This is a genomic window from Pseudoneobacillus rhizosphaerae (genome assembly GCF_917563885.1).
GTDB classification, from domain to species: domain Bacteria; phylum Bacillota; class Bacilli; order Bacillales; family Cytobacillaceae; genus Pseudoneobacillus; species Pseudoneobacillus rhizosphaerae.
This window is the reverse complement of record NZ_CAKJTG010000011.1, coordinates 97386-110374: the sequence shown is the minus strand read 5'-3', so window position 1 is coordinate 110374 and position 12989 is coordinate 97386. Positions and strand designations below refer to the sequence as shown.

Annotated in this window: 15 protein-coding genes; 5 read left to right on the top strand and 10 right to left on the bottom strand. The window is 34.5% G+C overall.

Annotated features, from left to right (window positions below; translation table 11 throughout):
- Together coxB and cyoE are read right to left on the bottom strand one after the other, a co-directional pair.
- Nucleotides 1-1068, bottom strand: a complete 1068-nt coding sequence (coxB, locus tag LRP83_RS11865) for a cytochrome c oxidase subunit II (protein ID WP_230496904.1) — start codon at nt 1066-1068, stop codon at nt 1-3.
- Nucleotides 1069-1211: 143 nt separating this feature from the next.
- Nucleotides 1212-2150: a heme o synthase gene (cyoE, locus tag LRP83_RS11860; RefSeq protein WP_230496903.1), complete on the bottom strand. Its 939-nt coding sequence runs from the start codon at nt 2148-2150 to the stop codon at nt 1212-1214.
- A 605-nt stretch (nt 2151-2755) separates the two neighbouring features.
- Between cyoE and LRP83_RS11855 the strand changes: the two genes are divergently transcribed.
- Nucleotides 2756-3661, top strand: coding sequence for a COX15/CtaA family protein (locus LRP83_RS11855; protein WP_230496902.1), 906 nt, complete (start codon nt 2756-2758; stop codon nt 3659-3661).
- Nucleotides 3662-3702: 41 nt separating this feature from the next.
- Here the strand turns inward: LRP83_RS11855 and LRP83_RS11850 are convergent, their stop codons facing one another.
- Both LRP83_RS11850 and LRP83_RS11845 read right to left on the bottom strand, forming a co-directional pair.
- Nucleotides 3703-4911 carry an FtsW/RodA/SpoVE family cell cycle protein gene (locus tag LRP83_RS11850; RefSeq protein ID WP_435531350.1) on the bottom strand — a complete coding sequence of 403 codons (1209 nt, stop codon included), beginning with the start codon at nt 4909-4911 and terminating at the stop codon, nt 3703-3705.
- Between the two features lie 124 nt (nt 4912-5035).
- Entirely contained in the window at nt 5036-5317 is a 282-nt protein-coding gene (locus LRP83_RS11845; RefSeq protein WP_230496900.1) for an Fpa/YlaN family protein, read from the bottom strand.
- 154 nt (nt 5318-5471) lie between these two features.
- On the opposite strand from LRP83_RS11845, the gene LRP83_RS11840 reads away from it, so the two are divergent.
- Nucleotides 5472-5969 carry a peptidyl-prolyl cis-trans isomerase gene (locus LRP83_RS11840; protein ID WP_230496899.1) on the top strand — a complete coding sequence of 166 codons (498 nt, stop codon included), beginning with the start codon at nt 5472-5474 and terminating at the stop codon, nt 5967-5969.
- Nucleotides 5970-6014: 45 nt separating this feature from the next.
- Here LRP83_RS11840 and LRP83_RS11835 read toward each other — a convergent pair whose 3' ends face one another.
- Nucleotides 6015-7343 carry a PhoH family protein gene (locus LRP83_RS11835; protein ID WP_230496898.1) on the bottom strand — a complete coding sequence of 443 codons (1329 nt, stop codon included), beginning with the start codon at nt 7341-7343 and terminating at the stop codon, nt 6015-6017.
- Nucleotides 7344-7550: 207 nt separating this feature from the next.
- On the opposite strand from LRP83_RS11835, the gene LRP83_RS11830 reads away from it, so the two are divergent.
- A complete protein-coding gene (locus LRP83_RS11830; RefSeq protein ID WP_230496897.1) occupies nt 7551-8144 on the top strand; it encodes a YhcN/YlaJ family sporulation lipoprotein in 594 nt (197 codons plus the stop codon).
- A 31-nt stretch (nt 8145-8175) separates the two neighbouring features.
- On the opposite strand, the gene LRP83_RS11825 is transcribed toward LRP83_RS11830, so the two are convergent.
- The gene (locus LRP83_RS11825) at nt 8176-8631 is read right to left on the bottom strand and encodes a pyridoxamine 5'-phosphate oxidase family protein (protein ID WP_230496896.1); all 456 of its coding nucleotides are present in this window, start codon (nt 8629-8631) and stop codon (nt 8176-8178) included.
- 187 nt (nt 8632-8818) lie between these two features.
- On the opposite strand from LRP83_RS11825, the gene LRP83_RS11820 reads away from it, so the two are divergent.
- A complete protein-coding gene (locus tag LRP83_RS11820; protein ID WP_230496895.1) occupies nt 8819-9019 on the top strand; it encodes a YlaI family protein in 201 nt (66 codons plus the stop codon).
- 161 nt (nt 9020-9180) lie between these two features.
- On the opposite strand, the gene LRP83_RS11815 is transcribed toward LRP83_RS11820, so the two are convergent.
- From LRP83_RS11815 to typA, 3 genes are read right to left on the bottom strand one after another with little or no spacing between them, the layout of a single operon-like run.
- A complete protein-coding gene (locus LRP83_RS11815) occupies nt 9181-9474 on the bottom strand; it encodes a hypothetical protein (protein ID WP_230496894.1) in 294 nt (97 codons plus the stop codon).
- Nucleotides 9471-9803 carry a YlaH-like family protein gene (locus LRP83_RS11810; RefSeq protein ID WP_435531349.1) on the bottom strand — a complete coding sequence of 111 codons (333 nt, stop codon included), beginning with the start codon at nt 9801-9803 and terminating at the stop codon, nt 9471-9473. Before LRP83_RS11810 ends, LRP83_RS11815 begins: the two co-directional genes overlap by 4 nt.
- A 21-nt stretch (nt 9804-9824) precedes the next feature.
- The gene (gene typA, locus LRP83_RS11805) at nt 9825-11663 is read right to left on the bottom strand and encodes a translational GTPase TypA (RefSeq protein ID WP_230496892.1); all 1839 of its coding nucleotides are present in this window, start codon (nt 11661-11663) and stop codon (nt 9825-9827) included.
- A 164-nt stretch (nt 11664-11827) separates the two neighbouring features.
- Here typA and LRP83_RS11800 point away from each other — a divergent pair, with 164 nt between their 5' ends.
- Nucleotides 11828-12013 (top strand): YlaF family protein, encoded by a 186-nt coding sequence (locus LRP83_RS11800; RefSeq protein ID WP_230496891.1) that lies wholly within the window; start codon nt 11828-11830, stop codon nt 12011-12013.
- 47 nt (nt 12014-12060) lie between these two features.
- On the opposite strand, the gene LRP83_RS11795 is transcribed toward LRP83_RS11800, so the two are convergent.
- Complete coding sequence (locus tag LRP83_RS11795) at nt 12061-12849, bottom strand: inositol monophosphatase family protein (RefSeq protein ID WP_230496890.1); 789 nt, start codon at nt 12847-12849, stop codon at nt 12061-12063.
- Between the last annotated feature and the right edge of the window lie 140 nt (nt 12850-12989).

Genomic DNA, 12989 nt, shown 5'->3' with positions numbered 1-12989 from the left:
TTATTCCATTACTTTAAGACTCATTAAATATTCCGTTAAGGCATCTAATTGTTCTGGTTTTAACTCGTTGTAAGTCCCAGTCATTTTATTACCAGGCTTATACGTTTCAGGATTTGCTAACCAATTTTTTAAGTCCTTTTCACTATGTTCTAAGATCCCAGCGATACGTGATCTTTCACCGAAAGTTGCAAGGTTTGGTGCAGTTCTAGCAGCTTCTGGTCTTCCATCAATAGGTGTCACAGCATGGCAACCAATACAGCTCTTGTTAAAAATATCTTGACCTGCTTGAGCTAAATCGGTTGTTGGCTGTTGTTCATCAGCATTTTGCATTGCGGTTGACCATTGCTTAAATTCATCTTTTGATACCGCTTTTACTTTAAAATCCATAAAAGCATGGGATGGTCCACAAAGTTCAGCACATTTACCATAAAATAAACCGCCTGCTTCTTCTGATTTATCTGAATCAAACTTTAGCCAAAACTTATTAATGTTGTCTGTGTTTGTATCAAGCTTCCCACCAACAGCAGGAATCCAGAATGAATGCTTTACATCAGAAGCTTTTAAATTGAAATAAACTTTCTGATCCGTAGGAACAACAAGCTCTTGACCAGTAATAATTCCTAAGTCAGGATACTCAAATTCCCACCAATAAAGATTTGCTCTAACATTTACTACAAGTGCGTCCCGCTTTCCGTCTTCATTTACTTGATCCATTTCAGATACATCTGCTAATTTAAATGTAGCAGCAACTGTTGGAATCGCTAAAATGAGAAGAAGGAGAATAGGAATCGTTGTCCAGATAATCTCCAGTGTATGGCTTCCTTCGACTTGCTTAGGGATGCGATCATCCTTCCTGCGGAACTTCATTACTACAATAACAAATATTATTGTTACTACAGCAATTACTCCCACCATAATCAATGTACTTAATTTCATTAAATCATACTGAATTTGTGCAACTTCACCCGCCGGAGTTAACGTAGATAGATACGGTTTACCACAACCAGCAAGGATAAGCGTCAACATTATTAATAATGAATATAGACGCCAATTCATAAGCCTTTTCATAGCTTAATCAAACCCCTCTTTCGTTTAATTTCTTTTGAAATGTTTGATCAAAAAAATATAAATAAATTCCCTTTTCTAAAGTCAACAAGGCTCGCATTAAGCTTGCGAAATGCTAATAATTAAAAGGAATTTGATTAACTAAATTAAATCAATGTAACAATCACCATAGCTACAAACATAATAGTCAAATATTGAAGTGAGTATACAAACATCAGCTTTGCCCATTTAATATCATCTTTCATTTTGTAACCGTATAAACCTATTACTAACCACCCAATGTTTAATATTGAAGCCAATACTACAAAAGGAACACCTAATGAAGTTAACAAGAATGGAAGCGGTAACAAGACAACAACCCATAAATTTATGTGGTTCTTCGTTGTTCTAAAACCTTTTACAACTGGTAACATTGGCACACCAGCTGCCCGATATTCCTCAACTCTTCTCATAGCTAATGCATAGAAATGTGGTGGCTGCCATGCGAACATAATAATAAACAATGCCCAAGCTACCATACTAAGGTTTCCATCAATAGCTGCCCATCCAATTAATGGTGGCACTGCCCCGGAAACACTACCTACAATCGTATTGGATACATATTGACGTTTAGACCAAAGAGTATACAACACTATGTAACTAAATACACCAATTATCCCAATCACCATAGCCGTCCAAGTTGTTAAGGCTAATAATAAGGTTCCGACTAGAACTAAAAATAGTCCTAAAATCAATACTTTCGAAGGATTAAAATTACCAGTAACAGTGGGTCTTTCTTTAGTTCTCTCCATTAAATGGTCAATATCACGATCGATATAGTTATTAATACTACAAGAACCAGCGATTATTAATGAAGAACCTAATAGTGTAAAAAATACAATATCTAAATTTTCGAGAAAACGATGGTTTGAAAAATATAACGCTAACCACAAGCCTGTAAACGTAGTAATTAGATTAGAATTAACAATTCCAATTTTAATGGTAGCTAAAAAATCCTTTGAGAAACTAGTTTGAGAATGACTTGACCCAATGTCATTATTCCCTTGCTTTAAAGCCAATTCACCGATTGGCTTTGAATTAGACATAATAAACCTCCTTTATCACACATTACAGTTTGATACACTAACCATACTATTATTTAAAGACAAATTAATCAAACACGTTGAGACATAAAAATAGAATGGAAAGGTAAGTTTCCACTATCTCGATAGTAATAATCATTAGTGTAGAAAAACATTTTCATTCTCAATTAATTAAATCACACTTTTAGGTTTTTTTGTGAACTTTTTTTGTACATTTTTTGACTTTTTTGTGTCTGATTCGATTTTATTAGTATTGTAAAGGAATATAAGCCTTGCTAATTCTAAAACCTTCTGAATTTATAAGTATTTTGTATGTAGTTTTTGTCGATTTATAGAATAATTTTAATACTATAATCTCCATAATTCTTTTCTAACAGATAGAATGAAAAGTTTCAATACTTTTTAATATAATAATAGTGTTAACTAGTTACGAATTATTCTAATTTTGTAAATTTTATACTTTATGTATTCATTTCTGTTCATTTTGAAACTTTTCAGCTATTATGGATTAGGTAGCTTCCTTATTTTTTTCAATGACATTTCTATTATACATGTCATTTTTATTAATAGACAATTATTTTTAACTTATTGCTTAAGAAGGTGAAGGTATGTATCGACTATTAAAGTGGTTTGCCGTTTTAACTTCCATAGGCATGCTACTAGTTTTATTAGGGGGAGCACTTGTAACAAAAACGGATTCAGGAATGGGCTGTGGTAGATCATGGCCACTTTGTAACGGTGAATTCATTCCGACTGAAATTACATTTGAATTAGTTATTGAGCTAGCTCATAGGTTGGTATCAGGTTCTGTAGGCTTTATGGTATTAATTTTATCCATATGGTCCTGGAAAGCCCTTGGCCATATTAGAGAGACGAAATTTCTATCTATCCTCTCGTTCTCCTTTCTGTTATTGCAGGCTTTGATAGGTGCAGCAGCTGTTATCTGGAGTCAATCTGATTTCGTCCTTGCCCTTCACTTCGGTATTTCATTAATTTCATTTGCAGCCGTTTTTCTACTTACCTTATTAATTTTTGAAGTAGATAAAAAATTCGATGCTGAAAAGGTTGTTATTGATGCTAGGATGAAGAAACATATTTTAGGAGTATCCATTTATAGCTATCTTGTCATTTACACAGGTGCTCTTGTTAGACACACTAATGCAAGTCTTATATGTTTAGATTGGCCATTATGTTCTAACGATGACTTCTCCTTACCTACTAATCTTTATGAGTGGGTTCAAATGGGGCACAGAGCTGCAGCCGCCATCATATTTATTTGGATAGGCTATTGTTTGTACTTAGCAATTAAGAAATATAAATCGCAAAAAGTAATCTATTGGGGATGGCTTACCTCTTTTATTCTAGTTTCTTTACAAGTTATCTCAGGAATGCTTATTATTTTTACAAGATTAAATTTATATATTGCCTTAGCCCATGCCTTTTTCATCTCTTGTCTTTTCGGAGTTTTAAGTTATTTAATCCTATTAGTATCAAGATCAAAAAATAAGCTGTAGGCCCATTGGCTTACAGCTTATTTTTATGTTAATTCATTTTGTTACATTCGAAATGGTACAGTTTTATTAGATACCGTTGATCGTTTATTTGAAATGTCTGTTTTGGACTCTTTAGTATTATTTATCGATTCAGAGTAGGCATATTTAGAAATATTAACAAGTATACCTACTGCAACCGATAGTTGCAAAAAGGAAGAGCCGCCATAGCTTACAAATGGGAGTGGCACCCCAGTTAATGGAATAACCCCGGAAATACCACCTAGATTGATAAAGGCTTGAATACCAATCATACTAGATATCCCAATTGCCATCAAACTACCGAATGCATCGGTTGACCTCATTCCTATCATAAGTCCTCTAAATACAATAAAAGCTAATGATAGAATAACGAACGCAACTCCCCATAAACCTAATTCCTCAGCGATAACAGCCATAATAAAGTCAGTATGAGATTCTGGTAAATACCCTAACTTCTGAACCCCTTTGCCTATACCCAATCCATTTACCCCACCAGAACCAATCGCAATATAAGAATTAACTAGATGATATCCCGAGTCTTGCATTTCCTCAAAAGGATTACTTCGGGTTGAAAAACGACTTAATTGCTCATCAGTAAAGAAGAGATTTTTAAACAGGACCATTAAAACAATAGCAATAACACCGATACCAATAAACCTAGCTATCATTTTATAGCTAACTCCAGATGCAAAAATAATCATCATTGCTATGAGGCCAATTATTGCAGCCGTACCAAAATCAGGTTGCTTAATAATTAGAACGAGGACAATTACCAAATAGACTAGGGGAGGAGCAATAGCACGATTAAAATCATTTATATACGATTGTTTTTTCGCATATGTCGCTGAAAGATAGATAATAACAATCGTTTTAACAAATTCAGAAGGCTGAATTCTAATCGGTCCAATATTGATCCAACTTTGAGCATTTCCCGCTACATGTCCATAAACCAATAATCCCCCAAGTACACCGATTGAACACAACATTATGGGGATTAAAATAAATTTTTGAGACCACCATCTATAAGGTGCCATAGCAAAGAAAACAAATATAACTAGAGAAGTTATCATAATAAATCTCTGTTTTTTAAAAAAATAATCACTTTCAACTTCGTACCACTGAATAGCTGATACCATACTGGCACTAAAGACCATAACCAAACCAAATAAAGAGAGAAGAACAATCGTTATAATAAGAGAATAATCATAAGATTTCCACTTCTTTTTTTCCATAAAACCATCTACCTTATCTACATTATCTGTTTCTACAAAAATCATTTGTTATGTAATAAAAGAATCGTAAAATAGCCTTTACAAAAAAACTCAAACAATTTAAAAATCGTTTGAGTTTTGAATGTTATTTTTTTAAAGAAGCCTCATGGAGCACAGATAACTCTTGTTCAAGCTTACCTAAAAGAGCTTTTCCTTCCTTTTCATCTACTAAGCCCAGACGAACAGCGAAATCAATTTCTCTTGATAAACCAAACATTTGTGTATCCAACACCTCTTCATAAAGAGGACATTGTGGCATTGTTAAATTTTCCATCTGCACTTTGATCAACTTTAGTATTTTATCAGCGTCAGCCTTTAAAATGGAAAAAGCTTTTTCTTGGTGATTTATCATCATTTCAGACGCCAACCTAGATCCCCCCATTTCAGAGCGATTACACTATCTTATCTTTAAAGTTTAACTTCAAATCTAAAAAAAAGCAACCATTCTTTACTAGATAAATGACTTTTAAAAAAAGAATAGGTATACTCATAAATGAAATGTATAGGAGGAATAATACTCTATGGAAAATATCATAATCATAAAAGGAAAAATAAATTATACGATTACTTTAGACCCAGGGGTTTGGATTTTTGATGACCGAAAAGTGGATTTAAAGACCTTTTTTCAAAAACCAATAGTAGAGAAAAATGAATTAGAAGATTATACGAAGGAAATATCATCACATTGGGACCGAGAGATTACCGAGGGGGCAATAGTACCTCCTACAATAAAAACAGAGAAAAAATATAAGAAAGAAAAGCTATTATTAGGTAAATTTGGTATCCCACTCAAACCTTTTTTGCAAAATGCATCTCCTTTTGATGAGGCAAGTCAATTGGTTGTTGTGACTAACAAAGATGAACTAGTATTTGACCTTTCAACTAGTTACGATTTTATCCTAGGATTTTCTGATAACGGCAAACCACTAAAAGAGGATGGGCCTATCCATATTTATTTTGGTGATGGTTCTAATCAAACCCATCCTATAAAAAACGTTAAAGAATTTATCATAAAATAATTCTCTTACAAAGAGGCGAAAAACGATTCGCCTCTTTGGTGTTAATTAAAGTAATTCTGCCGCTAGTCTTGCTAACCCTGAACGCTCCCCTTTTAAAAGCTTAACATGACCTGCCATTGCCTGTTCTTTAAACCTTTCTACAACGTACGTAAGACCGTTGTTAAAGGCGTCCAAATAAGGATGGTCAATTTGCTCTGGATCTCCCATTAACACAATCTTACTACCTTCACCAACCCTAGTAAGGATTGTCTTAACCTCATGTTTCGTAAGATTCTGAGCTTCATCGATAATAATAAATTGATCAGGAATACTCCGACCGCGAATATAAGTTAAAGCTTCCACCTCAATAGAACCCATCCCAGCTAAAATCGCATCTAATTCACCAGGTTTTTTAGTATTAAATAGATATTCTAAGTTATCGTAAATCGGTTGCATCCAAGGACGAAGCTTTTCTTGTTTTTCTCCAGGTAAATATCCTAGGTCCTTTCCTACTGGAATAATTGGTCTAGCAACTAATAGCTTTTTATATTGACCATAATCCTCTGTTTGCATTAAACCTGAAGCCAATGCAAGTAACGTTTTCCCCGTTCCTGCTTTTCCAATTAAGGTAATCAGAGGGATATCTTTTCTTAATAATAATTCGATTGCCATGATTTGTTGGACATTTCTCGGATGAATTCCCCAAACATGTTCATGATTTGTAACGAGTTTCTTGACCTTTTTACCTGTCTTATCTACCATACCAACCGCAGAAGCAGAACCTCCTAATGCATCCTTCATTATAAGAAATTGATTAGGATAAAATGGATGATTGACAATTTCTGATAAGGGCAATTCTCCCTTTTCATAAAAACGCCCCAAAACCTCTAACGGTATATAAACCTCTAGAAAGCCTGTATAAATAGAATCGTCTTCAATGACACGGTCACTTAAAAAGTCTTCCGCATAAAGTCCAATCGCATCAGCTTTTACTCTGACAAGCGTATCCTTACTAACGAGTATAACTCTTTTTCCATCTTCTTTTGTCTCTTCCTCAAGCGAAAGATTTTTAGCTACAGCAAGGATACGATTGTCATTCGTTTTTTCCACAAAAATTTCTTGGAGTTGTTGAAAAGAACGATGATTTAATTCTATTCTCAAAAATCCGCCATTTTCCAATTCTATTTTTTCATGTAGTCTTCCTGTTTCACGTAACCCATCAATGAGCTTAGATACTTTTCTTGCGTTCCTGCCTACCTCGTCCATATATCGCTTCTTTGAGTCCACTTCTTCAAGAACAACAGCTGGTATTACTACTTCATTATCCTCAAATGAAAAGATTGAATAAGGGTCCTGCAATAAAACGTTAGTATCAAGAACATAAATTTTGTCCAATCCTCCGCCTCCTGATCTGTTCATTTTATGATAATTGCTAAGGTGGGACTTTGCTAAAATATATGTTTAGTCGAATAAAGATAGAAGAAATTTTACACAATAATTAATAATGGAAAGGAAATTGCTAATTTCTAAATAGTTAAACAAATTAGCAGATATATTTTACTATTCAGAAATAGGTAAATTTCATTAGGAGGAGGCAAAAACATGAGAATCTTGTATTTAATCGTTATTTCTTTGTTTTTGATTGCTGGCTGTAACAATAATAATAAACAGGTTGCAGAAAACCAGAATCAGAATGTAGTTCAAGTTAAAAATACAAATATCCCTAAAGTAGACAGAAGTACTGGCCAAGATATTGCCCAACATTTAGTTAATCTTACTACGAGTATTCCAAATGTAAAAGATGCAACCGCTGTTGTTCTCGGTCCGTTTGCATTCGTAGGAATAGATGTTGATTCTAAGATGGAACGCTCTGAGGTTGGCTCATTAAAATATACAGTTGCAGAAAGTCTAAAAAAAGATCCACATGGCGCAAGGGCAGTGGTCATAGCTGACCCTGATATTACAGCGAGGTTAAAAGAGATTTCAGAGGATATCAAAAATGGCGCACCAATTCAAGGGATAGCAAATGAACTTGCTGATATTTCTGGTAGATTAATGCCAGAAATCCCCGCAGATATTGTTGAACCTAAATCAAGAAAGGATGCAGTGCAAGACCCTAAAAAGCAATTAAATAAGTCAGAGGGTAAAAAATTAGAAAATAAACAAGATGAACAATCTAATCACCTAAAAGATTAAAAAACAAAATGAAAAGCTTAGTCAAGACTGACTAAGCTTTTCTCATTGCATCCATAACTTGTTTATCAAGTCGGGCTGCTGCATCTTTATCATATGTTTTATCATATTGTGGTCCTACCGTGATTTTTGATCCATAGAACATGACGTCTCTCACTTCATTAATTTTAACTTCAACTAATGCTAACTTTAAAGGCACTTCATTTAATTTTTCTTCCTTAAGTGATGCGTTTCCACTAATTGAGTATGTAGATTCATTAGCGATAAGATTGATCACTACAGAAGAATTATGTTTAATGTTTTGAATAATTCTAGAGCGATTATCTACTGCAAAATAAATGGTTTCTTCATTTTTAGCTAATACCCAAGAAATCGCACTTACATTAGGTCCACCATTTTCAAAATCAATCGTAGCCAATGTCACAAATCGTTCTTTTTGTAGCTCTTCATATAAAGCTTTTATTAGTTTAGGTTCTACTTGGTTCGGCATAAAGATTTCCTCCTTATTTAATACCTTTATCATACATATAATGTTTTCATTCATCAACTTACACGAATCAAGAAAAAAGAAATATGACTGATTTTTCTTATTTTTTTCAATCAAATGGGTAACAATGATATACTATACCATAATGTAATGAATTATTCAGGATTTTACCTATTAGTCGAGGTGTAGTATGAAAGTAAAATGTGTAATATGCGATAAAGTCCAATCAATTGAAAATGAATCTTTACAAGCTAAACGGTTACGAAATCGACCAATCCATACATTTATGTGTAAAGAATGTGAAAGTCGCATAGCGGAACGAACACAAAAAAGATTAGCTTCAGGAAAATTTCAATTTAATCGTCCGAAAACTAATGATGATGAGTGGTAATTAGAAATGCGGAAGCGCCTTGTTCAGCCCCGACAAGCATAAGACGCTCCATGAAAGAAGGCGTTCTTTGCCTTCATTCATGGAGTGGCTTATGACCTCGAGGGGCTAGGCGCTGCAGCTGGACAAAAAAGAACTCGTTGCTTTTCGCAACGAGTTCTTTTTTATTCCTCATCAGGATAGTTTTCGTACTTCTTTGGATCCTGATTAATTTGATTAAGCATAATTTCAATGAGTTCTCTTGGATATCTTGCCTTTTTAACCTCATTTTGATGCTTATATTCCACATAATACATAACAGCATCTGTAGTGACGTTTATATCTGATACACCATGATCCTTTTGAAGAATATCATTAAATAATTCCGTCGTTTCAACTGCTGCCTTATCATCGGGACGTTCATCACTTACGACCTTGATCGTTAGCCAATTATATAGGGCATCTTGTAAAGATTTCAAAGCTTCCCCTCCGAAGAATTCGCACTTGCCTCAATTTTTTTAGATTGCTTTAGGCGTATTTTATAAATAATCAAGATTAAGGCTGCGACTACTAACCCTTCGGCTACAGGCAGGAAAACCCCAAAAAAAGTTAATATCGTACAACCTAAAATTAAAAAAATATAAATCAAAATAGACTGAGCAATCCGTAGTTTTTTAGCAAAACCTAATTTATAAACAATGATGGATAAGACGATTGTTGTAATATAAAGTAACCACATACCAGTTCCAGGCTGCTCATCTACACGAAATAATGCAGCAAAAAAAGACAAACGTTGGCTAACATCCATATTCATCTTATCCTCCTTTCATTAGTTCGTTTCAGCATACTTTTTCTTTTTTGTCACTCTTTCACGTTCGTTTTTATCAAGAATCTTTTTACGCAAACGAATGGATTCAGGCGTGATTTCACAATACTCATCATCATTTAAATATTCTAATGACTGCTCTAATGACATGATTCTTGGTTTCTTCATTGATGTAGTCTGATCCTTATTTGCTGAACGGATGTTTGTAGCTGCCTTAACTTTCGCGATATTAACAGTTAAGTCATTCTCACGTGAATGCTCTCCAACAATCATACCTTCATATATATCTGTTCCTGGCTCAACAAAAATTGTTCCTCGATCTTCAACACCTAAAATTCCATAGGTAGAAGCTTTACCAGTTTCCATAGACACTAGAACACCTTGACGACGTCCACCAACTTGACCTTGAGCCATCGGTTGGTAGCTATCAAATGTATGATTTATGATTCCATATCCACGTGTTAACGTTAAGAATTCGGTTGTGTATCCAATTAAACCACGTGCAGGTACCATGAAGGTTAGACGCACTTGACCACTTCCATTATTGACCATGTCTACCATTTCACCTTTACGTTCACCAATAGACTCCATAACCCCCCCAGTATTTTCTTCTGGAATGTCGATTTGAACTCGTTCAATTGGTTCACAACGAACACCATCAATTTCACGTACGATTACTTCTGGCTTAGATACTTGTAGCTCAAAACCTTCGCGACGCATATTCTCAATTAGAATAGATAAATGAAGCTCACCACGACCAGAGACAATCCATTCATCCGGTGAATCAGTGTTTTCTACACGTAAACTTACATCAGTTTCTAATTGAGAGCGAAGACGCTCTTCAATTTTACGAGCAGTAACATACTTTCCTTCTTTACCCGCAAATGGACTGTTATTTACTAGGAAAGTCATTTGTAATGTTGGCTCATCGATTCTAAGGATCGGCAATGCCTCTGGATGTTCAGTAGGACATACTGTTTCACCAACGTTGATATCGTCCATACCTGAAACTGCAATTAAGTCACCTGGGAAAGCTTCCTGGATTTCTTGTCGTTTTAGACCAAAGAAACCAAACATTTTCGTTACACGGAATTGTTTTACAGATCCGTCTAATTTCATTAGTGAAACTTGTTGACCAACTTGCATAGTACCGCGGAAAACACGTCCAATACCAATACGTCCAACATAATCATTATAATCTAATAAAGATACTTGGAACTGCAATGGCTCTTCACGGTTATCGATTGGAGCTGGAATATGTTCAACTACTGTTTCATATAGAACCTGCATATTTTCATCTTGTTTTTCAGGTGTCAAACTAGCTGTTCCGTTAATGCCAGAAGCATAAACAACTGGGAATTCTAATTGATCTTCATTTGCACCAAGTTCAATGAACAAATCAATCACTTCGTCTACTACTTCTGCAGGTCTTGCGGCATCACGGTCAATTTTATTAACAACCACGATTGGCGTTAGTTCTTGTTCTAATGCTTTCTTTAAAACAAATCTAGTTTGAGGCATACAACCTTCATAAGCATCAACAACTAGTAATACTCCGTCTACCATTTTCATGATACGTTCAACTTCACCACCGAAATCAGCATGTCCTGGTGTATCAAGAATATTAATTTTCGTATCTTTATATTGAATAGCCGTATTCTTGGCTAAGATCGTAATTCCACGTTCTCTTTCGATATCACCTGAGTCCATCGCTCTTTCCTCAACGTGTTCATTAGAACGGAAAGTTCCGGATTGCTTTAACAATTGGTCAACTAAAGTCGTTTTCCCATGGTCAACGTGGGCAATAATAGCGATATTACGTATATTTTCTCTGATTTTCAAATATGTTCAACTCCCAATGAGATAAGTTCATAAAATATTCACTTTTACAACTAAAACATTATAACACAAATAATGTAGAATCCTGCAAGCTTTTTGTGTAATATAAATGATATGTTAATTTTAATTTGAAATATAGAACAGTTAAATGTATGGAGGTATAAATATTGAAACAAATTAAATGGCCATTATTCTTTATTGCATTATTAGCAGCAGCATCCATTATGGGAATCGGTATCTCCATCGCAGAAAGAAGCTGGATTGGCATTTTAGCATGTATAGTTGCTTTAGTTTTTGTCATGGGGTTTGGTTTTAAAACTAAAAAGAAGATGCGTGAAGCTGGAAAGTTGTGACATAATAAAAAAGCAGATTTAGTCTTGAAGACTGAATCTGCTTTTTGTTATTTAAGTAAATATTGATTTAAGATTTCCTGGTGTAAGCCTGGTTTTGCAACGAACACAGAGCTTTTTTCTAGAATATTTAATTTTTCACCTAAAATATTTGAGGCAACCCCACCTAATTCTTCGACGATAATCACACCAGCCGCAAAGTCCCATGGAGATAATCTCATACTTATATAAGCATCAATTCTACCTGTTGCGACATAAACTAATTCTAATGCTGCCGAACCATAAGATCTGGTACCACGTGCATTCTGGATAAGTGGAACAATTTTACGATAATCGATTCGCTTATTTTCTGTTGCCCATGTTGCATTTATTCCAATTATTGCCTTATGGACATTAGTTTCATTTAGCGATGGTATGTGTTGCTCATTAATAAAAGCACCCTTACCCTTCATAGCACAGTATAGTTCATTATGAACTACATCGTAGATGATTCCAATCATACCGATTCCATTCTCATATATTCCTACTGAAATGGCAAAGTTACGTTGTTGATGAATGAAATTGAGCGTTCCATCTATCGGGTCAATCAACCAAACTACACCATTTGTATGGTCTAGTTCGTCTCCAAAACCTTCTTCTCCTAAAATCCTATGCTGCGGAAATGTTTTTCTTATTTTTTCAATAAAAAATTTTTCGACATCACGATCTATATTAGTTACAAGATCATTGGCATTGGACTTTGAAGAAATATTTAAAGCAGTCGAAAAGGAGGAACGAATTTTCACACCTGCCTCCTTCACCCATTGTTTGGCATATGTATTAATATTTTCCCATTCCATCAATTTTCCTCCATTGTACATTTTAGTATTCATTATTAATAAGCTTATTTCTTCTACGTTTTGTATTCAAGTATATAATTCCCGCTTTACTTTAATACAAGCATAAATCAAACAAAATGAACGAATTCCTGTGAAAAGAA

Bases quoted from the DNA above. Each gene is read 5' to 3' on its own strand.
- coxB (WP_230496904.1), bottom strand. From the start codon at position 1,068: ATGAAAAGGCTTATGAATTGGCGTCTATATTCATTATTAATAATGTTG.
- cyoE (WP_230496903.1), bottom strand. From the start codon at position 2,150: ATGTCTAATTCAAAGCCAATCGGTGAATTGGCTTTAAAGCAAGGGAAT.
- LRP83_RS11855 (WP_230496902.1), top strand. From the start codon at position 2,756: ATGTATCGACTATTAAAGTGGTTTGCCGTTTTAACTTCCATAGGCATG.
- LRP83_RS11850 (WP_435531350.1), bottom strand. From the start codon at position 4,911: ATGGAAAAAAAGAAGTGGAAATCTTATGATTATTCTCTTATTATAACG.
- LRP83_RS11840 (WP_230496899.1), top strand. From the start codon at position 5,472: ATGGAAAATATCATAATCATAAAAGGAAAAATAAATTATACGATTACT.
- LRP83_RS11830 (WP_230496897.1), top strand. From the start codon at position 7,551: ATGAGAATCTTGTATTTAATCGTTATTTCTTTGTTTTTGATTGCTGGC.
- LRP83_RS11825 (WP_230496896.1), bottom strand. From the start codon at position 8,631: ATGCCGAACCAAGTAGAACCTAAACTAATAAAAGCTTTATATGAAGAG.
- LRP83_RS11820 (WP_230496895.1), top strand. From the start codon at position 8,819: ATGAAAGTAAAATGTGTAATATGCGATAAAGTCCAATCAATTGAAAAT.
- LRP83_RS11810 (WP_435531349.1), bottom strand. From the start codon at position 9,803: ATGGATGTTAGCCAACGTTTGTCTTTTTTTGCTGCATTATTTCGTGTA.
- LRP83_RS11795 (WP_230496890.1), bottom strand. From the start codon at position 12,849: ATGGAATGGGAAAATATTAATACATATGCCAAACAATGGGTGAAGGAG.